Annotated in this window: 21 protein-coding genes and 1 tRNA gene; 16 read left to right on the top strand and 6 right to left on the bottom strand. The window is 69.9% G+C overall.

The features are described 5' to 3' along the window. Nucleotides 1-2 precede the first annotated feature (2 nt). The 6 genes from DYE07_RS01925 (at nucleotide 3) to DYE07_RS01950 (ending at nucleotide 5,908) form a co-directional block, all read left to right on the top strand. Complete coding sequence (locus tag DYE07_RS01925) at nucleotides 3-1,049, top strand: glucose 1-dehydrogenase (protein ID WP_115296225.1); 1,047 nt, start codon at nucleotides 3-5, stop codon at nucleotides 1,047-1,049. Next, nucleotides 1,046-2,476 (top strand): DNA polymerase IV, encoded by a 1,431-nt coding sequence (locus DYE07_RS01930; protein ID WP_006945471.1) that lies wholly within the window; start codon nucleotides 1,046-1,048, stop codon nucleotides 2,474-2,476. The genes DYE07_RS01925 and DYE07_RS01930 overlap by 4 nt, the downstream gene beginning before the upstream one ends. Before the next feature lie 89 nt (nucleotides 2,477-2,565). Next, entirely contained in the window at nucleotides 2,566-3,015 is a 450-nt protein-coding gene (locus DYE07_RS01935) for an NfeD family protein (protein ID WP_006945462.1), read from the top strand. Nucleotides 3,016-3,076: 61 nt separating this feature from the next. Continuing rightward, nucleotides 3,077-4,333 (top strand): SPFH domain-containing protein, encoded by a 1,257-nt coding sequence (locus DYE07_RS01940; RefSeq protein WP_006945464.1) that lies wholly within the window; start codon nucleotides 3,077-3,079, stop codon nucleotides 4,331-4,333. A gap of 85 nt (nucleotides 4,334-4,418) precedes the next feature. After that, nucleotides 4,419-4,503, top strand: a tRNA-Leu gene (locus tag DYE07_RS01945). A 79-nt stretch (nucleotides 4,504-4,582) separates the two neighbouring features. Next, nucleotides 4,583-5,908 (top strand): M20/M25/M40 family metallo-hydrolase, encoded by a 1,326-nt coding sequence (locus DYE07_RS01950; RefSeq protein ID WP_115296226.1) that lies wholly within the window; start codon nucleotides 4,583-4,585, stop codon nucleotides 5,906-5,908. Here DYE07_RS01950 and DYE07_RS01955 read toward each other — a convergent pair whose 3' ends face one another. Continuing rightward, entirely contained in the window at nucleotides 5,909-6,109 is a 201-nt protein-coding gene (locus DYE07_RS01955) for a DUF5703 family protein (RefSeq protein ID WP_038568187.1), read from the bottom strand. Nucleotides 6,110-6,146: 37 nt separating this feature from the next. Here DYE07_RS01955 and DYE07_RS14625 point away from each other — a divergent pair, with 37 nt between their 5' ends. Next, on the top strand, nucleotides 6,147-6,491 hold the full coding sequence (locus DYE07_RS14625; protein ID WP_006945469.1) for a hypothetical protein: 345 nt from the start codon (nucleotides 6,147-6,149) through the stop codon (nucleotides 6,489-6,491). A gap of 71 nt (nucleotides 6,492-6,562) precedes the next feature. Here DYE07_RS14625 and DYE07_RS01965 read toward each other — a convergent pair whose 3' ends face one another. Together DYE07_RS01965 and DYE07_RS01970 are read right to left on the bottom strand one after the other, a co-directional pair. Next, complete coding sequence (locus DYE07_RS01965; RefSeq protein ID WP_115296227.1) at nucleotides 6,563-7,537, bottom strand: aldo/keto reductase; 975 nt, start codon at nucleotides 7,535-7,537, stop codon at nucleotides 6,563-6,565. Further along, on the bottom strand, nucleotides 7,528-8,532 hold the full coding sequence (locus DYE07_RS01970) for a magnesium and cobalt transport protein CorA (protein ID WP_006947278.1): 1,005 nt from the start codon (nucleotides 8,530-8,532) through the stop codon (nucleotides 7,528-7,530). Before DYE07_RS01970 ends, DYE07_RS01965 begins: the two co-directional genes overlap by 10 nt. 79 nt (nucleotides 8,533-8,611) lie before the next feature. Here DYE07_RS01970 and DYE07_RS01975 point away from each other — a divergent pair, with 79 nt between their 5' ends. The 5 genes from DYE07_RS01975 to DYE07_RS01995 all read left to right on the top strand — a co-directional run bounded on the left by DYE07_RS01975 (nucleotide 8,612) and on the right by DYE07_RS01995 (nucleotide 12,596). After that, the gene (locus tag DYE07_RS01975) at nucleotides 8,612-9,331 is read left to right on the top strand and encodes an MSMEG_4193 family putative phosphomutase (protein WP_006947223.1); all 720 of its coding nucleotides are present in this window, start codon (nucleotides 8,612-8,614) and stop codon (nucleotides 9,329-9,331) included. A 10-nt stretch (nucleotides 9,332-9,341) separates the two neighbouring features. Beyond that, nucleotides 9,342-9,869, top strand: coding sequence for a DUF3090 family protein (locus DYE07_RS01980; protein WP_006947252.1), 528 nt, complete (start codon nucleotides 9,342-9,344; stop codon nucleotides 9,867-9,869). Next, nucleotides 9,866-10,687, top strand: coding sequence for an SCO1664 family protein (locus DYE07_RS01985; protein ID WP_172462930.1), 822 nt, complete (start codon nucleotides 9,866-9,868; stop codon nucleotides 10,685-10,687). Before DYE07_RS01980 ends, DYE07_RS01985 begins: the two co-directional genes overlap by 4 nt. A gap of 71 nt (nucleotides 10,688-10,758) precedes the next feature. Further along, nucleotides 10,759-12,021, top strand: a complete 1,263-nt coding sequence (gene mshC / locus DYE07_RS01990; protein WP_115296229.1) for a cysteine--1-D-myo-inosityl 2-amino-2-deoxy-alpha-D-glucopyranoside ligase — start codon at nucleotides 10,759-10,761, stop codon at nucleotides 12,019-12,021. Next, on the top strand, nucleotides 12,018-12,596 hold the full coding sequence (locus DYE07_RS01995; protein ID WP_115296230.1) for a hypothetical protein: 579 nt from the start codon (nucleotides 12,018-12,020) through the stop codon (nucleotides 12,594-12,596). Before mshC ends, DYE07_RS01995 begins: the two co-directional genes overlap by 4 nt. Here DYE07_RS01995 and DYE07_RS02000 read toward each other — a convergent pair. Continuing rightward, nucleotides 12,583-12,828, bottom strand: coding sequence for a hypothetical protein (locus DYE07_RS02000; RefSeq protein WP_074045323.1), 246 nt, complete (start codon nucleotides 12,826-12,828; stop codon nucleotides 12,583-12,585). The two genes, DYE07_RS01995 and DYE07_RS02000, sit on opposite strands and share 14 nt — an antisense overlap. A 98-nt stretch (nucleotides 12,829-12,926) precedes the next feature. Here DYE07_RS02000 and DYE07_RS14630 point away from each other — a divergent pair, with 98 nt between their 5' ends. Further along, entirely contained in the window at nucleotides 12,927-13,076 is a 150-nt protein-coding gene (locus DYE07_RS14630; protein WP_172462931.1) for a hypothetical protein, read from the top strand. A 43-nt stretch (nucleotides 13,077-13,119) separates the two neighbouring features. Further along, on the top strand, nucleotides 13,120-13,974 hold the full coding sequence (locus DYE07_RS02005; RefSeq protein ID WP_370447725.1) for a trans-sulfuration enzyme family protein: 855 nt from the start codon (nucleotides 13,120-13,122) through the stop codon (nucleotides 13,972-13,974). A gap of 128 nt (nucleotides 13,975-14,102) precedes the next feature. On the opposite strand, the gene DYE07_RS02010 is transcribed toward DYE07_RS02005, so the two are convergent. Together DYE07_RS02010 and DYE07_RS02015 are read right to left on the bottom strand one after the other, a co-directional pair. Continuing rightward, nucleotides 14,103-14,336, bottom strand: a complete 234-nt coding sequence (locus DYE07_RS02010; RefSeq protein ID WP_115297055.1) for a helix-turn-helix domain-containing protein — start codon at nucleotides 14,334-14,336, stop codon at nucleotides 14,103-14,105. 216 nt (nucleotides 14,337-14,552) lie between these two features. Next, nucleotides 14,553-15,431, bottom strand: a complete 879-nt coding sequence (locus DYE07_RS02015) for a proteasome assembly chaperone family protein (protein WP_006947266.1) — start codon at nucleotides 15,429-15,431, stop codon at nucleotides 14,553-14,555. A 164-nt stretch (nucleotides 15,432-15,595) separates the two neighbouring features. On the opposite strand from DYE07_RS02015, the gene metH reads away from it, so the two are divergent. After that, the gene (gene metH / locus DYE07_RS02020) at nucleotides 15,596-19,384 is read left to right on the top strand and encodes a methionine synthase (protein ID WP_115296231.1); all 3,789 of its coding nucleotides are present in this window, start codon (nucleotides 15,596-15,598) and stop codon (nucleotides 19,382-19,384) included. Between the two features lie 3 nt (nucleotides 19,385-19,387). Continuing rightward, entirely contained in the window at nucleotides 19,388-20,140 is a 753-nt protein-coding gene (locus DYE07_RS02025) for an HAD family hydrolase (RefSeq protein ID WP_006947276.1), read from the top strand. The last annotated feature ends 139 nt before the right edge of the window (nucleotides 20,141-20,279 follow it).

Consider the following 20,279-nt stretch of genomic DNA (forward strand, 5'->3'; position numbering starts at 1 on the left):
TCATGCGCGCACTCACCGTCCTGCCCCTGAGCAAGGATTCCCTCGCCGTCACCGACATGCCCGACCCGACGCCCGGGCCCGGCGACCTGCTCGTCGAGGGCATCGCCCTCGGCGTGTGCGGCACCGACCACGAGATCGCCGACGGTGCCTACGGCTGGGCGCCCGAGGGCGCCGAGCGCCTCGTCCTCGGCCACGAGTCGCTCGGGCGCGTCCTGCAGGCTCCCGAGGGCTCCGACTTCGCCGAGGGCGACCTCGTCGTCGGCATCGTCCGCATGCCCGACACCGTGCCGTGCGTCGCGTGCGCCGCGGGGGAGTGGGACATGTGCCGCAACGGCGAGTACACCGAGCACGGCATCAAGCAGATCCACGGGTTCGGTTCGCAGCGCTGGAGCATCCCCGCCGACCACGCCGTCAAGCTCGACCCGTCGCTGGAGAAGGTCGGCGTGCTGCTCGAGCCGACGACCGTCGTGACGAAGGCCTGGGAGCAGGTCGAGCGCATCGGCGCCCGCGCGACGTTCGCGCCGAAGAAGGTACTCGTCACCGGTGCCGGGCCGATCGGTCTGCTCGGCGCGCTCATCGGCGCCCAGAAGGGCCTCGACGTCTACGTCCTCGACCGGCCCACCGACGGTCTCAAGCCCGAGCTCGTGCGCGACCTCGGCGCCACCTACGTCACGGGCGACGTCATGGAACAGATGCAGCAGATCGCCCCCGACGTCGTCATCGAGGCCACCGGCGCGGTGCCCGTCATCTCGGGCGTGCTCGCCAACAACGTGCCCTACGGCATCGTGTGCCTGACGGGCATCTCCGCGCCGAAGGAGCAAGAGGTCGACCTGGGCCACATCAACCGCGACCTCGTGCTCGACAACGGAGTCGTCGTCGGCTCGGTCAACGCGAACCTGCGTCACTACCAGGGCGCGGCCGAGGTGCTCGCGAAGGCCGACAACGCCTGGCTGGAGCGACTCATCACGCGACGCGTGCCGCTCGAGAAGTTCGCCGAGGCCTTCGAGCGCCGCGACGGCGACGTCAAGGTGGTCATCGACCTGGTGTGAGAGACGACGCCAGCATCGTCCACGTCGACCTCGACGCGTTCTTCGCCTCGGTCGAGCAGCGCGACAAGCCGAGCCTACGTGGACGCCCCGTCATCGTCGGTGGTACCGGCCTGCGCGGCGTCGTCTCGACGGCGTCGTACGAGGCGCGAGCGTTCGGCGCCCGCAGTGCGATGAGCACCGCCGAGGCACGGGCCATCTGCCCGGCCGGCACGGCGTTCCTCTCGCCACGGTTCGAGGCGTACCGCGCGTCGTCGCTCGCCGTCATGGCCGTGCTGCGCGAGCTGTCGCCGCTCGTCGAGCAGGTCTCGATCGATGAGGCGTACGTCGACCTGCGCGGCGCCGACCTCGAGGTCTCGAGCACCGCGCACGTGCGCGAGGTGCTCGAGACCCTACGCCGTGACGTCGCCGACGCAACGGGCGGTTTGAGCGTCAGCGCGGGGGCGGCGTCGTCGAAGATGCTCGCGAAGATCGGCTCCGACCTGAACAAGCCGGCGGGCATCACCGTCGTCGAACCGGGCAGCGAGCTCGAGTTCCTCGCGCCGATGTCGGTGCGCGCGATCAGCGGCGTCGGCCCGGCGACTGCGGCGCGGCTGCGCACCTTCGGTGTCGAGACGGTCGAACAGCTGCGCGCGATGACGCACGTCGATCTCGTCAGCATCTTCGGTGAGCGTCACGGGCATTCCCTCCACGAACTGGCGCGCGCCCGCGACGATCGGGACCTCACCCTCACCCGCGAGGCGAAGAGCGTCTCGCACGAGGAGACGTTCGAACGCGACGTCCACGATCGCGCCGTGCTGCGCCGCGAGATCGAGCGCATCGCGCAGGCCGTCTCCGCTCGCTGCGAGAAGGCCGGAGTCTTCGGGCGCACCGTGCACCTCAAGGTGCGCCTTCCTGACTTCAGTTCGTTGACGCGCAGCTCGACATCACCGACCCCGAGCCGTGACGCCGACGTCATCGCCCGCACGGCTCAGCGCCTGCTCGACGGGCTCGACCTCGCGCAGGGTGTGCGTCTCATCGGTGTGGGCGTCAGCGGTTTCGTCACGCACGCGCAGTCGGGGCTGTTCGAACTCGAGGCTCCCGTCGACACGCCGGCCTTTCCCGAGGCTGTCGGTGAGTCGTCGACAGCCGCCACCCCCAGCAGCGACGACGCTGACCCCGACGCCGACGAGGCGCCGTCGACCCTGCCTCAGGAGTTGACGACGCGTTTCAGCCCCGGCACGACGCCGTCGTGGCGCCCCGGCATGGACGTGCATCACGACGAGTTCGGCGCGGGTTGGGTGTGGGGTTCAGGGCGTGGCCGCGTCACCGTCCGGTTCGAGGGCCCGCTCACCCCGAAGGGTCCGGTGCGTACCTTCGCCGTGGACGATCCGGCGCTGACGCCCGGCGAACCGCCGGCCTGGGACGACGCCGCTGCCGCGTCGCCGTGAGGTAATCGTTAGGTTCTCGGGTCGAACCGGACGAGCGTTCCACGTAGATTGCAGGTACGAAGTCGTCGAAGCGGGGAGCTGGACCGAGCATGAACAACAGTGCATGGCTGATGTGGCTGGGCGTCGCCCTCGCGATGGCCGCCGTCGAGGCTGTCACGGTCGACTTCGTGTTCATCATGCTCGCGCTCGGCGCGCTCGCGGGCGCGATCGCGTCGTACTTCGGTGCGGACTTCGTCATCAGTGCGCCGATCGCGGTGGCCGTCGCCGTCGGGTTGTTGTTCACGCTGCGCCCGATGCTGCGTCGCCGTCTGCGCCCGACGCGCGACAACACCGACATCGGGCCGCGTTCGGTCGTCGGTCAGACGGGGTTCGTCGTCGAGCCGGTCTCCGAGTCGCAGGGCCTCGTCAAGGTGCACGGCGACCTGTGGAGCGCGCGCACCGACGTGCGCACGACGCTGCCCCTCGGTTCGCCCGTCCACGTCATCGACCTGCAGGGCGCGACTCTGCTCGTCGACCCCACCACCACCGAGCGGCGCTGAGCGAGCACTCCCGCCAGCGTCCGCGCATCACGCCGGGTTCGCCCGGCCACAGGGAGGGAACATGTCCCCAGGACTCATCGTCGTCATCCTGCTGCTGGTCTTCGCGGTCGTCGTCGTCATGCGCACGATCCGCATCGTGCCGCAGCAGACGGCTCAGATCGTCGAGCGTCTCGGCTCGTACAACCGCACGCTGACGGACGGTCTGCACATCCTCGTGCCGTTCATCGACCGGGTGCGCGCGAACATCGATCTGCGTGAGCAGGTCGTCACGTTCCCGCCGCAGCCCGTCATCACGAGCGACAACCTCGTCGTCAGCATCGACACCGTCATCTACTACTCGGTGACGGATCCGAAGTCGGCCGTCTACGAGATCGAGAACTTCATCCAGGGTATCGAGCAGCTGACGGTGACGACGCTGCGCAACGTCATCGGTTCGCTCGACCTCGAGCAGACGCTCACCTCGCGTGACCAGATCAACGGGCAGCTGCGCGGCGTGCTCGACGAGGCGACGGGCCGCTGGGGCATCCGCGTGAATCGTGTGGAGCTCAAGGCGATCGACCCGCCGGCGTCGGTGCAGGATTCGATGGAGAAGCAGATGCGCGCCGAGCGTGACCGCCGCGCAGCCATCCTGAACGCCGAGGGTTTCAAGCAGAGCCAGATCCTCACGGCCGAGGGTGAGAAGCAGAGCCAGATCCTGCGCGCCGAGGGTGAGGCGCAGGCCGCCGTCCTCAAGGCCCAGGGTGAGGCGCGCGCCATCCAGCAGGTGTTCGACGCCATCCACCGCGGCAAGCCGACGCAGCGTCTGCTCGCCTACCAGTACCTGCAGACGCTGCCGCAGCTAGCGCAGGGCGATTCGAACAAGATGTGGGTCATCCCCTCGGAGGTCACCGACGCGCTGCGCGGCATCTCGAGCGCTCTCGGCGGCGACGCCGGGCGTCCGGGCGACAACGATGACGAGGAATGGGTCGACCCCGGCACGAACGACGACAACGCGTTCGCCGACACGAAGCTCGAGGACCCTCAGGTCGCGCTCGCCAACGCGCGTGGCCAGGTCGACCAGGCAACGAACGAGGCGGAGGATTCGACGTCCCGCCCGCAGCACCCTTCCGGCGCTGACGACGGTGTGCCCGCCCTCGGCGCATCGGCGATGCCGCAGGCGCCGCGCGGCGCGCAGACGAGGCCCGCCAGCGGGTCCGACGCCGGTCTGCAGCCCGAGCCGGTCGACGCTCCGCGCGAGACCCAGCAGCAGCCGCAGCGTCAGATCCGTCTGCCGCACCGCCCCGAGCAGGACGGCGAGCAGCCGACGGGCCACGCCTGAGCCGAGCCGATGTGCACTCCAAGCGAACGCCTGGTAATGTTCTTCCTCGTTGGAAGGGCGCGAAAGCGGCCGGAAAACACCACCTGTCCGGGTGGCGGAATGGCAGACGCGCTAGCTTGAGGTGCTAGTGTCCTTTATCGGACGTGGGGGTTCAAGTCCCCCCTCGGACACACTTCACGAGAACGCCCCGGTGAGATACCACCGGGGCGTTCTTGCGTGCTGCCCACGCAGGAATGAAAAGGTGGAGCCATGGCTTCTCAGACCTCCTCCGAATCCGACGTCCTGCGCATCTGCCGCGATCTGATCCGCATCGACACGAGCAACTACGGCCCGGGCACCGAGGGCCCCGGCGAGCGTGAGGCGGCCGAGTACGTCGTGGGCCAGCTACAGGAGGTCGGCCTCGAACCCGAACTGTTCGAGAGCGAGCCGGGGCGCGCGAACGTCGTCGTCCGCATCCCGGGGGCCGACCGCGAACGCGGCGCGCTCGTCGTCCACGGCCACCTCGACGTCGTGCCAGCCGACGCCGCCGATTGGTCGCACGACCCGTTCGCCGCCGACGTCGAGGACGGCTGCGTCTGGGGCCGCGGCGCCGTCGACATGAAGGACATGGACGCGATGATCCTCGCGACCGTCCGCGACTTCGCCCGCCGCGGCGTCACTCCGCCGCGCGACCTCGTCGTCGCGTTCTTCGCCGATGAGGAGGCCGGCGGCGTCAAGGGTTCGCACTGGGCCGTCGACCACCGTCCCGAACTGTTCGAGGGCGCCACCGAGGCGATCAGCGAGGTCGGCGGCTACTCCGTCACCGTGCCGAAGAAGGGCGGCGGCGACCAGCGCGCCTACCTGCTGCAGACGGGGGAGAAGGGCATCCGTTGGATCCGCCTCACCGCCCACGGCCGCGCCGGCCACGGCAGCGTCCCCAACGCCGAAAACGCCATCGCGCGCCTCGCCGCGGCGATCGGCCGCATCGACGCCCACGTCTGGCCGCGCCAGTACGTCGCGAGCGTCCGCCAGCTGCTCGACGGTCTCGCCGACATCACGGGCACGACCTACACCGACGAGGACACCGACGCGCTGCTCGCGCACATCCCCGGCGCGCGCACCTTCGTCGAGGGGGCCCTCGCGAACGTGTCGAACCCGACGATGCTCGACGCCGGCTACAAGCACAACGTCATCCCGCAGACGGCGTCGGTCAACGTCGACTGCCGCTTCCTGCCCGGGCACGAGGACGAGCTGATGGACGTCATCGCCGAACTCGCCGGCGAGCACGTGACGATCGAGACGCTGCATCGCGACATCGCGCTCGACGCGCCGTTCGAAGGCCACCTCGTCGAGCGGATGAAGGACGCGCTGCGCACCGAGGACCCGGGCTGCGAGATCCTGCCCTACTGCCTGTCGGCGGGCACCGACAACAAGGCACTCAAGCAGCTCGGCATCAACGGCTACGGCTTCACACCGTTGCGGCTGCCGTCCGATCTGCTCTTCGCGCCGATGTTCCACGGCATCGACGAACGCGTGCCCGTCGAAAGCCTCGAGTTCGGGCAGCGGGTGCTCGCGCGTCTGCTCACCGACTGCTGATCAGAGCCAGCCGCCGTTGTCCTGCGGGCGCATGCGGATGATGCGGCGCCGCAACCAGATGCGGCGGACCCCACCGAGGTAGATGCGGGTGCGGGCCAGCTCCCAGTGCCCGTACTCGGCCTCGTCGGTGAGGCTCTGGCGGATGTCGCTGCGGCTCGCGTCACGCGCGAACGTGAGCGTGCGGTATTCGTACTCGGCCATCTGCACATTCTTGCGCGATCGGGGTAGCGTTTTCCACATGAACGCCGACCCGCGCGCTGCCCTCGAAGCCCTCACACTCGCTTTCGAACGTCACCTCGAGGCGTGCTCAGCGCGTCGCGGTGACGACGACCCCGCCGTCATCGCGGCATCCGACGCCCTGGCCGACGCGTTCGAGACCTACGACGACGCGTTGCTCAACGCGTTCAACGAGATGACGCCGCTCGTCCTGCTCGACGACGACGATTTCGATGATGATGACTTCGACGACGACGATTTCGATGACGACTTCGACGACGAGGACGAGGACGACGATGACCTCGACGATGCTGACGACGAGACGAGCGGCGACGAAAAGCACCGCTCTGCGCGCGGCCGCGGCTGAGGCGAACGCCCCATTGGGCCGAACGCTCGGCCACGGGGGCCGAGCGTTCTGACGACCAAGGCCGCCCGCCGTCAGGCGCCGGCGACCTCGTCGAGCGCCACGACGATCTCGCGCGGCACACTCAGCTCGCCGGCGTGCAGCGCGACACGCAGTTGAGCCGCGGTGCGAGACCCCGCGACGACGGCGTCGATGCCGGGCGCGTGCAACGACCAGGCGAGGGCCAGTTCGGCGGGGTGGACGCCGAGGCCGTCGGCCGCCGTCGCGAGTGATTCGACGACGGCGCGCGTCGTCTCACGTGAGGCTCCGCTCGCCACGAGATCGCCGGAGGCGCGACGCGAATCGGCCGGCGTGCCGTGGCGGTACTTGCCCGTCAGCACGCCGCGCGCGAGCCCGGCGCCCGCGATGACGCCGTAGCCGCGCGCCGCGGCGGCTTCGACGACGTCCGTGGCGTCGGCGCGCAGCAGGTGATGTTCCACAGCGTGCGCGACGAGGTGGACGCCGCGCGCCGCGAGCAGGTGACTGACGTCGACCGCGCGCCAGGGGGGCACGTCACTCAGGCCGACGTCGCTCGCCCGGCCCGTCGTGACGGCCCACTCGAGTGCCGAGGCGACCTCGACGCTCGGGGTGACGCCGTCGTCACCTTCGACGAGCCACAGGTCGACGTGCTCGGTGCCAAGACGCTCCAGCGTCGCATCGAGCGCGGCCATGAGGCCGGCGCGGGAGGTGTCCGGGCCCGGGGCGAAGGGGAGCGCTCCGTGACGGCCGTTGCGCGCGACGAGCTGGTACTCCTCGCGCCGGCGGCCCTCGAGGGCCTCACGCAGCCGCACCTCGGCGGCGCCCGCGTCGACGTCGTTCGTCTCGAACGTGTGCCCGCCGGCAGCGAGGTAGGTGCTCGCCATCTCCTGCGCGCTCTCCGCCGTCACGCCGCGGGCCCACCCGGAAACGCCGAGCACGAACGCGCTGACACGCGTCCCGCTGCCGTTGAGCACGCGCGTCGGCACCCGCGGCGCCGCGTCACCGATGTGGCGAACCACCATCACAACCATCCAGACTTCTTGAACGCGCGCCACAGCAGCACGCCGATCGTCGCGAGCACGGCGATCATCAGGTAGTACCCGTAGTAGAACTCGTACCCACCGCCGCGGCCGCCGAAGTGCACGGACGCCTCCAGCTCCGGCACCGAGTGGAAGTTCGTGCCGTAGATGCCGGCGAGCATCGTCGGCACCGTCGCGATGGCGACCCACGCCGAAATCTTGCGCATGTCGTTGTTCTGCTGCACGCCGACCTGCGACAGGTACGCCGACAGCACGTCCGACAGCAACCGATCGTAGGTCTCGATGTGCTCGCTGACGAGTTGCAGGTGATCGAGCACGTCACGGAAGAACGGCGCGAACCCCTCGTCGACGAACGACGACGCGACGAGGCGCCGCGTCGGCTCGATGAGCGGCTGCACAGCCCACCGCGCCTCGAGCAGTTCGCGCTTCAGTTCGTAGATGTCGCTGACGTCCGTCGTCACGCTCGGCGTGAACACCTGATGCTCGATCGCGAGGACGTCGTCGCTCAGCTCCTCGTCGATGGCGAGGTACTTGTCGACGACCGCGTCCATGACCGAGTAGATGACCGCGACGGGGCCCTTCTCCAGCAGCCTCGGGTCGTGCTCCAACGCGGTGCGCACCGTCTCCAGCGGCGTCGGCTCACCGCGCCTGACGGTGACGACGAAGCGGTCGCCGACGAACACCATGAGTTCGCCGGTCTCGACGTCGGACGTCGCCTCGATGTAGCGCAACGTGCGCATGACGAGGAACGCCATGCCGTCGTAGACCTCGAATTTGGGGCGTTGCCCACCGCCGAGAGCGTCCTCGACCGCGAGGGGGTGCAGGCCGAACTCCGTGGCGATGAGCGAGAACTCGCCGGCCGTCGGATCCTTCAACCCGACCCACAGGAAGCCGTCGTCGTGCTCGCGCAGATCGGCGAGCCCGGCGTGCAGGTCGCCGCAGTCGATGCGCTTGCCGCCGCGATAGACGGCCTGGTCGATGATCACCGTCGTATTCTGCGCTACCGCGCTGCCCGCGCCGTGGCGCGACACGGGTCATGGACGGCCGGGCCGGTAGCCTGGCTTCGTGGCCACCATCATCCTGCTGCGGCACGGGCGCACGAGCGCCAACGCCTCCGGCGTCCTCGCCGGTTGGAGCCCCGACGTCCATCTCGACGAGCTGGGGCGCGCCCAGGCCGACGCCGCCGCCGCGGCGATCAGCGCCTGCTGCACGCCTGAGCGCATCGTCGCCTCGCCGCTCGTGCGCTGCCAGGAGACGGCGGACGCCCTGCGCGCGGCGAGCGGCGCCGCTGTCGAGACCGACGACGCCGTCGGCGAGTGCCGCTACGGCGCCTGGACGGGGCGCAAGCTCAGCGACCTCGCCGGCGAGGAGCTGTGGAAGCAGGTGCAGGAACACCCGTCGCAGGTGACGTTCCCGCCGAGCCCGCAGTTCGAGCACGAGTCGATGCTCGCCATGCAGCGACGCGCCGTCGACGCCGTGCGCGCCCTCGCGCGCGAGCTGGACGAACGCAGCAACGACGAGCAGGGCGGTTCGGGCGTGGGCGTCGTCGTCAGCCACGGGGACGTCATCAAGTCGGTGCTGTCGGACGCGCTCGGTCAGCACCTCGACGACTTCCAGCGCATCGTCCTCGCACCCGCGTCGATGAGCGTCATCCGCTTCGTCGGCGATCGCCCCTTCGTCCTCGCGATGAACGTGACCTCCGGTGGCCTCGGCGAGGCCGTCGGTCTGGCGCGCTCGACGAGCGCCGAATCCACCGTCGGTGGCGCCACCGGCGCGACGCAGTAGGCTCACGGACATGTCTGTAGTCGAGTTCAACCAGCCCGCGCGCTTCGTGGCGGGCACCGTCGGTGAGCCGGGCTCTCGCGAGTTCTACCTGCAGGTGCGTGACGCGCGCCGCGTCGAGGGCGTCGCCATCGAGAAGCAGCAGGTGGCTCTGCTCGCCGAGCGCCTCGAAGAGCTGCTCGACGAGGTCGGCGCCGACCGCGACGAGCCGGCCACCGCACCCGACAACGACCCGCTCGAACTGCCTGTCGACCCGCTGTTCCGCGTCGGCAGCATGAGCGTCAGCTGGAATCCGATGGAGCGCGTCTTCGCGCTCGAGTGCCACGACCTCGACGCCGAGATGGACCAGGACGATGACGGCGCCGCGATCACCGCCATCACGGGCCTGCGCGTCGTGCTCGCCCCGCCCGCCGCGCGCGAGTTCACGCGTCGTTCGCTCGCGCTCGTCGCGCAGGGCCGCCGTCCCTGCCCGCTGTGCAACGAGCCGCTCGACCCGCGCGGCCACGTCTGCCCCCGCGCGAACGGGTACCGACGCCGGTGAGCGAGACGCGCGACGTCACCTCCCGACCACTCGAGCTCGGCACGCCCGAACTGAGCGAGCTCGAGTGGCAGATCGAGGGTCGCCTCGTCGACGCCTCCAACGTCGTCGTGCGGTTGATGACGGCGACGGGGGAGCGCGCCGTGTTCAAACCCGTGCATGGTGAACAACCGTTGCGCGACTTCCGGTCGGGGACGCTCGCGCACCGCGAGGTCGCGACCTACCTCGTCGCCGCCGCGGCCGGCATGCGCTGCGTTCCGGAGACGACGTGGCACGTCGACCCGCAGCTCGGCGAGGGATCCCTGCAGCGCTGGGTCGGACCGCTCGAACCGGCCGAGCAGGACCAGGTGGCGTTGCTCGACGAGGACGAGCTGACTGACGACGTGCACGCGATCGCCGCGTTCGACACCGACGAGGGCCCCCTCGTGCTCGCTCACCACGACGGTGACCCACTACGCGACGTCGCGCTGCTGGACGTGCTGACGAACAACGCCGACCGCAAGGGTTCTCACCTCATCGAGGACACATCGGGCGGGGGAGACATGCAGCTCTACGCCATCGATCACGGCCTGACGTTCCACATCGACGACAAGCTGCGCACCGTCCTGTGGGGCTTCGCCGGTGAACCGTTGAGTGCGGCGCACGACGCGTGCCTCACGGCGCTCCTGGCCGCGCGAGACGGGCTCGGCGCGCAGCTCAGCGCACACCTCGACGATGACGAGGTCGAGGCGTTCTTCGAGCGCGTGGCGGCGCTGCGCACCGCCGGCGTGTTTCCACAGCCGCCGTCCGATCGCTACCCGCTGCCGTGGCCGCCGCTGTGAGAGCCCACGAGGGCCTCGCCGTGACGCGTCCGCCGGGCGGAGGCGTCGGTCGTACCCGTTAGGCTGAGGCGGTGAAATCCTGGTCTCGCCCTGCGCTCAACCCCGTCGCCTCCCCGGCTGGAGCCGACATCGACGTCCGCCTCTTCGACACGGCAGCCGGTGAGATCGTCCCGATCGACCTCGGCGAGCAGGCCGGGCTGTACGTCTGCGGCATCACGCCGTACGACGCGACGCACCTCGGCCACGCGGCCACCTACGTCACCTTCGACATCGCCCAGCGCGTCATGATCGACGCGGGCGCGCAGGTCACCTACGTGCAGAACGTCACCGACGTCGACGACCCACTGCTCGAGCGGGCCGCCCGCGACGACGTCGACTGGCGTGAGCTCGCGACGAGCGAGATCGAGCTGTTCCACGGCGACATGGAGGCCCTCGGTGTCATCCCGCCGCAGCACTACGTCGGCGTCGTCGAGTCGATGACCTTGCATTCGGCCAACGTCGCCCGGCTGCTCGAGCGCGGCCTCGCCTACACCGTCGACGTGCCCGCCGCCGAGAATGCCGGTGCCGGCGCGAAGGACGTCTACCTCGACCTCGCGCAGCAGCCGACGTTCGGTTCGGTCTCGCACTGGGACCGTGAGCAGATGATGGCCGTCTTCGCCGACCGCGGCGGCGACCCAGAGCGTGAGGGCAAGCGGGACGTCTTCGACCCGCTGCTGTGGCGCGCCGAGCGTGAGGGAGAGCCGGCGTGGGACGGCGGCCCCGGCGTCGGACGCGGCCGGCCTGGCTGGCACATCGAGTGCACGTCGATCGCGCTCGAGCATCTCGGCAATGGTTTCACGCTGCAGGGCGGCGGCACCGATCTCATCTTCCCGCACCACGAGATGAGCGCCGTGCAGGCCAACGCGCTGACGGGGCAGCCGCCGTTCGCGCACCACTACGCGCACCAGGGCATGGTCGGCTACGACGGCGAGAAGATGAGCAAGAGCAAGGGCAACCTCGTCAAGGTGTCCGTGCTGCGCCGCGAGGGCGTCGACCCGATGTCGATCCGGCTCGTCCTGCTCGACCAGCACTACCGCACCGACTGGGAGTACACCGACGCGCGGCTCGACGCCGCGAAGGAGCGCCTCGCGACGTGGCGACGCGCCATCGAGGCGGATGGCGTCGACGCGACGCCCACGATCGAAGCGGTCCGCCGCGCCCTGCGCAGCGACCTCGACACGCCCGCCGCGCTCGCCGCGATCGACGCCTGGTGTGCAGCCGAGGGCGAAGAAGCCGTCGGCTCCGCACAGCAGATCCACGACGTCGTCGACGCCCTGCTCGGGGTCAAGCTGTGACCACGACGATCAGCACGGCCAGCGCCGCGACGATGTTCGTCCTGCTCGAAGGCCCGAGCGACGTCGCGGCCGTCGCGGCCCTCATGGAGCGTGACGGGCTCGCGAGCCCGAACGTCGAACTCGTCAACCTGCAGGGCGCGACGAACGTCGGCCGTGTCCTCGGCGAGATCCGGCAGATCCGATCCGACGCCGACGTCGTTGGGCTCTGCGACGCCGCCGACACCCGCGCGGCCGAGAAGGCGCTCGCCGACGACGGGCTGCCCGTGCTCGACGCGAGCGACCTGCCCGTCTATGGCTTCTTCGTCTGCGAACCCGACCTCGAGGGGGAACTGATCCGCGCGCTCGGCGCCGAGCGCGCGAAGGCCGCCATCGAGGGCGCGGGTCTCGGCAGCAAGTTCGATGCGCTGCGCACACAGGCCGCGTGGGCCGACGAACCGCTCGCGGATCAGCTGCGCCGGTTCGCGCGCGCCGCGTCCGGTCGCAAGGAGAACGCGGCCGCTGTGCTGGCCGCGGCGCTCGGCGACGAGGTGCCCGAGCCGCTCGCGATGCTGCTCGACCGGATCAGGTACGCCTGAGCGCAGCTGCCTCCGGGGGCCCTTCGAGCGCGGTCATGACGTGAACGCATCGAAAGCCCAGCGCGGCTTTGCGCGCGAGGATGGCGGTGTTCGTCTCGGCGCAGTAGGTTTGGACCCATTGCGTCGCGCTCGCCTGCGGAAGTGACTGCAGGTGCTCGAGATTGACGACCTTGAGCGCCCGCGCGACGCCCGCACCACGGCAGGAGCGGTCGACGAGCGTGTCGTCCTGCAACGCGATCTGCGGGGCGTCGCTCGCCAGCAGGATCTGCGTGTACCCGGCCGGCCGCCGAGCCAGGCGAGGGTGCGCACGAGGAGATACCCCTCCTCGACGTGACGCTCGTCCTCGCGGCGGCGGGCGTCGCCGTCACGCTTGCCGGGGCGGGTCAGGCCGCCGAGCGGGACGTCGTCGGCCATCTGAGCGGCCAGCGCGTCCCAGTGCGGCGCGAGGTCGGCGGCGGGGGAGCCCGACGAACGAGGTGAACGTCAGGCGTTCGCTGATGGCGCGTTCGGCGCGCAGCGCGGCGTGTCGACCGGCAGCGCGCGCAGCAGCCGTTCCTCGCGGGTGGCGCGCCTCGAGGCCGTGAGCCTCGGCGAACCGGACGCCGCCGTCGTCGTACATTTCGCACTGCAGCGTGACGTCGGGGCCCAGCACGTCGAGCACCGCCGCGGCGAGGGCCGAACCGAAACCGCGTCGTCGGGTGACGTGGGCGTCGTGCGCGCCGCGGGCGACGTGCCCGTCATGGTCGACAACACGTTCGCCACGCCCGTGCTGCAGCAGCCGCTCGCGCTCGGTGCGACGTTGAGCGTGCATTCGGCGACGAAGTTCATGGGTGGTCACGGCGACCTCATGGGCGGCGTCGTCGCGTGTGACGAGGCGTGGGCGTCGCGGCTGCGTCAGGTGCGCGCCATCACGGGGGCGCTGTTGTCGCCCTCGAACGCGTACGGGTTGCACCGTGGGCTGCAGACGCTGCCGATTCGGGTCAAGGCGCAGCAGGAAGGCGCGCGCGCCGTCGCCGAGTGGCTGCTGACGCGCGGCGAGGTGGACGCCGTCATGTGGCCGGGGTTGCCGCAGTTCGACGCCGACGGCGTCGCGGCCCGTCAGATGGCCGGGCCCGGTTCGGTGCTCGCGTTCGGCATGGCCGGCGGTTTTGATGCGGCCGCCGCCGTGACGTCGGCCTGCCGCGTCATCGTGCACGCCGTCTCGCTCGGGGGAGTCGACACGCTCATGCAGCACCCGGCAGCCCTGACGCACCGTCCCGTGGAGGGGGACGCGAAGCCGTCACAGTCGGTGCTGCGCCTGTCCGTGGGCCTCGAAGACCCCGCCGACCTCATCGCCGACCTCAGCCAGGCCTTCGACGCGGTGCAGCAGCGCGGTTGAGCGTGTATCGCTGGGCTACCGGTGGCGGTCACCGCGCTGCGGTGGCCGCCACCGTCCGGGCCGGATGACGCGTGACGCGGCTCAGGTCCTGCACACGCCTGGCGTCAAACCCGATCTCGTCGAGGTCTTCAGCGGCACCCAGCGCCGCCGTCTGCGCGCGATCTGCGCGCGGCCTCATGCGCCGACGCCCCGCGGGGTTCAGCACGCAGCTCCAGACCCAGCGCGTCGAGGACGGCCGTGAGCTTGTCGAGTCGCACCGTGGCCTTGTTCTGCTCGAGCGAGCGGACGAAGCGTCCGGAGACATCAGCCAGTTCGGCCAGCTCGATCTGGCCGAGGCCGAGGCTGCGCCGCCTCGTTCGCACGTCCTGACCAGGCTCATGCACCCTTCATCGGAACGATCGTGCCGTCAGAGCACTCGTCCTAGGCCGATTCGACCCGCGGCACGATCGTTCCGCTTTGGGGTTGCACACACTGCTCGCGCCAACACCGGCACGATCGTCCGACGAGGACCCCTGCTGCCGTCGTCGCGAGAAACTCGGCACGATCATGCCGCTCACGCCAGCCGTTCCGACGGCCCGTCAGACCGTGTCGCCCCCAGGGCCCTGCTCCCCGCGGCGGCTGTCGCCGTCCCGCCGGCGCAGGAACTGCTCGAACTGTTCGGCGATCGCATCGCCGGAGGCCTCGGGCAGTTCGGTGACGTCCATCGAGTGCTCGAGCGTGTCGACGTAGGAGGTCATGTCGCCGTCCTGCGCGACGAGTTCGCTGACGCCACGCTCCCAGGCCCGCGCCTGCTCCTCGAGATCGCCCTCGGGCAGCGCGACGTCGAGCAGTCTCGACAACCCCTGCACCATCGTCCACGTCACCTTCGGCTGCGGGCTGCCCAGCGCGTACTGCGGCATGACGACCCACTGCGCGATCGTCGTCACATCCGAGCGCCCGAGCGCATCGATGAGAATGCCGACGATGCCCGCCGGGCCGACGTACGTCGGCGTCTTCGCGTCATACGCCTCACGCGTCGCCGGCTGCGGCGACGTCAGCGTGACAGGCAGCGGCCGCGTGTGCGGCGTGTCCCCACCGAGCGCACCGCACACCACGACGCGCGCCGGCTCGCTCGCATGGATGGCGTCGAGCAGTTCGGCGAGAAACGCCTTCCACCGGAACGACGGCTCGATGCCCTTGACGATGAGCACGTCGCCCACGGCGTCGAGTCGCGTGTGGAAGATCTCCGTCGTGCGCCAGATGACGCGGCGCTCGCCGTCGACGACGTCGATGCGCGGTTGGTTGACCTGGAAGTCGTAGTAGTCCTCCGGGTCGACGTCGGCCCACAGGCGCGCGCCGGTGGCCTTGACGAGGTGATCCATCGCGTCGAACGCGGCGCCGGTGACGTCGTTCCAGCCCTGGAAGGCGACGAGGACGGTCGGTGGGGTCGACGTGGTGAGGTCGAAGTGACGACGCACAGCGTGTCTCCTTCTGCAGGTCGTGAGAGTGGATCGGGCGCGCGGCGACGATGCGGCGAGGGCCTGACATTCCAGTATGCGGCCAACGGCGTGCACGCTCCAAGGCGGGGCGACGCCGCTCGATAGCATGATGCGACATCCACCCGCCCTCGAAGGGACGTCACGTGAGCAGCCGCTCCAAGGCAACCGACCCGACCACGACCGACCACGACGCCCGCCGCGACGCAGGCGGGGATCGCAGCGAGGAGCTGGCCGCGCTCATGCGTGAGCGAATCCTCGTCATGGACGGCGCGATGGGCACGATGATCCAGCGGCACGGGTTGAGTGAGGACGACTACCGCGGTGAGCGGTTCGCCGACTGGCCGAGCGACCTCAAGGGCAACAACGACCTGCTGTCGCTGACGCAACCCGACATCATCGAGGGCATCCACCGCGAGTACCTCGAGGCCGGCGCGGACATCGTCGAGACGAACACGTTCAACGCACAGCGCATCTCGTTGGCGGATTACGACATGTCCGAGCTCGCGTACGAACTCAACGTCGAATCCGCGAAACTCGCTCGCACTGCTGCCGATTCGGTGACCACCGGGGCGCGTCCGAGGTTCGTGGCCGGCGCGATCGGCCCGACGAACCGCACGGCGTCGATCTCACCGGACGTCAACGACCCGGGCGCGCGCAACGTCAGCTTCGACGACCTCGTCGGCGCCTACCTCGAGCAGGCCCGCGGCCTGGCCGACGGCGGCGTCGACCTCATGCTCATCGAGACGATCTTTGACACGCTCAACGCGAAGGCCGCGATCTTCGCGCTGGAGCAGCTGTTCGAGGAACGCGGGCGGCGCTGGCCCGTCATCATCTCCGGCACGATCACCGACGCCTCCGGCCGCACCCTGTCGGGGCAGACGGGCGAGGCGTTCTGGAACTCGGTGCGTCACGCGCGCCCGCTCGCCGTCGGACTCAACTGCGCGCTCGGCGCCGACGAGATGCGCCCCTACGTCGCCGACCTCTCGCGCATCGCCGACTGTTTCGTCTCCTGCTACCCGAACGCCGGCCTGCCCAACGCGTTCGGCGAGTACGACGAGACACCCGAGGCGATGACGCAGACCGTCGCCGCATTCGCGGGCGACGGCCTCGTCAACCTCGTCGGCGGATGCTGCGGCACCTCGCCCGATCACATCGGGGCGATCGCCGACGCGGTCGCCGCCACGGCCCCGCGCAGCGTGCCCGACGTCGCGCCCGCCCTGCGCCTGTCCGGGCTCGAGCCGTTCACCGTCGACGAGGATTCGCTGTTCGTCAACGTCGGTGAGCGCACGAACATCACCGGTTCGGCGCGCTTCCGCAAGCTCATCAAGGACGGCGACTACGCGACGGCGCTGTCCGTCGCCCGTCAGCAGGTCGAGAACGGCGCGCAGATCATCGACGTCAACATGGACGAGGGCATGATCGACGGCGTCGCCGCGATGGATCGCTTCTGCAAGCTCATCGCCTCCGAACCCGACATCTGCCGCGTCCCGGTCATGGTCGACTCCTCGAAGTGGGAGGTCATCGAGGCCGGGCTGAAGTGCATCCAGGGCAAGTCGATCGTCAACTCGATCTCGATGAAGGAGGGCGTCGAACCGTTCATCGAGCACGCCCGGCTGTGCAAGCGCTACGGCGCGGCGATCGTCGTCATGGCGTTCGACGAGGACGGCCAGGCCGACACCCTCGAGCGGCGCAAGACGATCACGAAGCGGGCCTACGACATCCTCACCGGCCCCGACGTCGACTTCCCGGCCGAGGACATCATCTTCGACCCGAACATCTTCGCGATCGGCACGGGCATCGAGGAGCACGCCAACTACGGCGTCGACTTCATCGAGGGCACGCGATGGATCAAGGCGAACCTGCCCGGCGCCCTCGTCAGCGGTGGCGTGTCGAACGTGTCGTTCAGCTTCCGCGGCAACAACCCGGTGCGCGAGGCGATCCACGCCGTCTTCCTCTACCACGCGGTCGCCGCGGGGATGGACATGGGCATCGTCAACGCCGGCGCGCTCGTCGTCTACGACGAGATCGACCCCGAACTGCGCGAGCTGATCGAGGACGTCGTCCTCAACCGGCGCGCCGACGCGACCGAGCGGCTGCTCGAGGCCGCCGAACAGTACAACTCGAGCGGTGAGCAGGCGGAAGCGAAGACGGAACAGTGGCGCGAACTGCCGGTGCGCGAACGCATCACGCATGCGCTCGTCAAGGGCATCGACGACCACGTCGAAGCCGACACCGAGCAGATGCGCGCCGAGCTGGAGGCCGAGGGCAAGCGTCCGCTCGAGGTGATCGAGGGCCCGCTCATGGACGGCATGGGCGTCGTCGGTGACCTGTTCGGCGCCGGCAAGATGTTCCTGCCGCAGGTCGTGAAGTCGGCGCGCGTCATGAAGAAGGCCGTCGCCTACCTCATCCCGTTCATCGAGGCGGAGAAGGAAGCGAGCGGCGTCACGAGCAAGCAGACGAACGGCACCGTCGTGCTCGCCACCGTCAAGGGCGACGTGCACGACATCGGCAAGAACATCGTCGGCGTCGTGCTGCAGTGCAACAACTACGAGGTGATCGACCTCGGCGTCATGGTCGCTCCGCAGAAGATCCTCGACGCTGCGCGCGAGCACGACGCCGACATCATCGGGCTGTCGGGCCTCATCACGCCGTCGCTCGACGAGATGGTGCACCTGGCCTCTGAGATGCAGCGTCAGGGCTTCACTCAGCCGCTGCTCATCGGCGGCGCGACGACGTCGCGTGCGCACACGGCCGTCAAGATCGACGGGCGCTACGACGAGCCCGTCGTGTGGGTGAAGGACGCCTCGCGCTCGGTTCCGGTCGTCGCTGCGCTGTTGTCGACGGGGGAGCGACGCGAGGCGTTGCTCGCCGACGTCGTCGCCGACTACGACGCGTTGCGCGCCCGACACGCGGCCAAGCGCGACGAGCGTCCGTTGCTGACGCTCGACGAGGCGCGGGCCAACGTCACCGAGATGGACTGGGCTGCAGGCGTTCCCGACGCTCCGGCCCTTGCCGTCGACGGCGCCCCCGTGACGAGGGTGTTCACCGACTACCCGGTGAGCGAGCTGCGTGAGTACATCGACTGGCAGCCGTTCTTCGCCGCCTGGGAGATGAAGGGGCGCTTCCCCGACATCCTGAGCAACCCCGCGCAGGGCGAGGCGGCGCGCAAGCTGTACGACGACGCGCAGACGATGCTCGACCGCATCAGTGACGAGGGCTGGTTGCACCCGGCGGGTGTCATCGGGTTCTGGCCGGCGCAGGCCGACGGTGACGACACCGTGCTGTTCGGCGACGCGTCGCGTTCGGCCGAGGTGGCGCGCCTGCACCACCTGCGTCAGCAGGGCACGCACCGTGACGGCGTGCCGAACCGCTCGCTCGCCGACTTCGTCGCCCCTACGGGTGCGGCCGACGACTGGGTCGGTGCGTTCGCCGTGACGGCTGGGACGGAGCTGCCGGAGCGGATCCGCGCGTTCAAGGACGACCTCGACGACTACTCGGCGATCCTGCTCGAGGCCCTCGCCGACCGCCTCGCGGAGGCGTTCGCCGAGCGGCTGCACGAGCGTGTGCGTCGCGAGTTCTGGGGTTACGAGGCAGGGGAGAAGCTGTCGAACGACGAACTCATCAGGGAGCGCTACCAGGGCATCCGTCCCGCGCCCGGCTACCCGGCGTGCCCCGAGCACACCGAGAAGGACACGCTGTTCGACCTGCTCGACGTGACCGCGTCGATCGGGGTCGAACTGACCGAGTCGCGCGCGATGTGGCCCGGCGCGTCCGTGAGCGGGTGGTACTTCGCGCATCCGCAGGCGCAGTACTTCGTCGTCGGGCGGATCGGGCGCGATCAGGTCGCCGACTACGCTGAGCGCAAGGGATGGACGATGGCCGAGGCCGAGCGCCACCTGGCCCCCAACCTCGGATACGACCCGGAGGACTGACGCGTGAACCCGACGCCGCACCTGAACCATCTCGACGCCCGCCTCGACGCGCTCGACTCATCGGCGTCCTCGCGCGCGGCGCATGGTTCGCATGCCCCCCGCGCGATCCTGTGGGACATGGATGGCACCGTCATCGACACCGAGCCGTACTGGATGGAGGCCGAGCGCGGCCTGATCGAGTCGTACGGGGCGTCGTGGAGCGAGGAGCAGGCGTTCCAGCTCGTCGGCAACGCGCTGCCCGTCACGGGTCGGATGATCAAGGATCAGACGGGTATTCCGTTGACGCCGGACGAGATCGTCGACATCCTGCTCGAGCAGGTCATCGAGAAGCTGAAGCAGCACGTGCCGTGGCGCCCCGGCGCGCAGGAGCTGCTGCTCGCCGCCCACGAGGCGGGGATGCCGTGCGCGCTCGTCACGATGTCGTACGAGTCGTTCGCGCGGGTGCTCGTCGACGCGCTGCCGGCCGGGACGTTCGAGGTCGTCGTCACCGGTGACATGGTGAGCGCGGGCAAACCGGACCCGGAGGCGTACGTGCGGGCCGCGGCAGAGCTGGGCCTGCGCCCGGATCAGTGCGTCGCGATCGAGGATTCGGCGACGGGCGTGCGCTCGGCCGTCGCGGCCGGCGTCCCCACGCTCGCCGTGCCGCATCTCGTCGAGATTCCGCAGCTCGACGGTCTCGTCGTCGTCCCCGACCTCGCCGCCGTCAGCCTCGACGACCTGCCGCGTCTGGCGGAGCAAGCTCGCGCGACGCGCTGATGCTCGAGCCGGCCCGGCAGGCGGTGGCACAGGCGAATGTGACCGAAAATCGCAGATGGGTACGCCGTTCGCGAATGTCGATGTAGATCGCAGATGGGGCGGAGACAAGAGTCGGTGAGGGGCGGAGTCGAGTTGCTCC

The organism is Dermacoccus nishinomiyaensis, from assembly GCF_900447535.1.
Taxonomy (GTDB): domain Bacteria; phylum Actinomycetota; class Actinomycetes; order Actinomycetales; family Dermatophilaceae; genus Dermacoccus; species Dermacoccus nishinomiyaensis.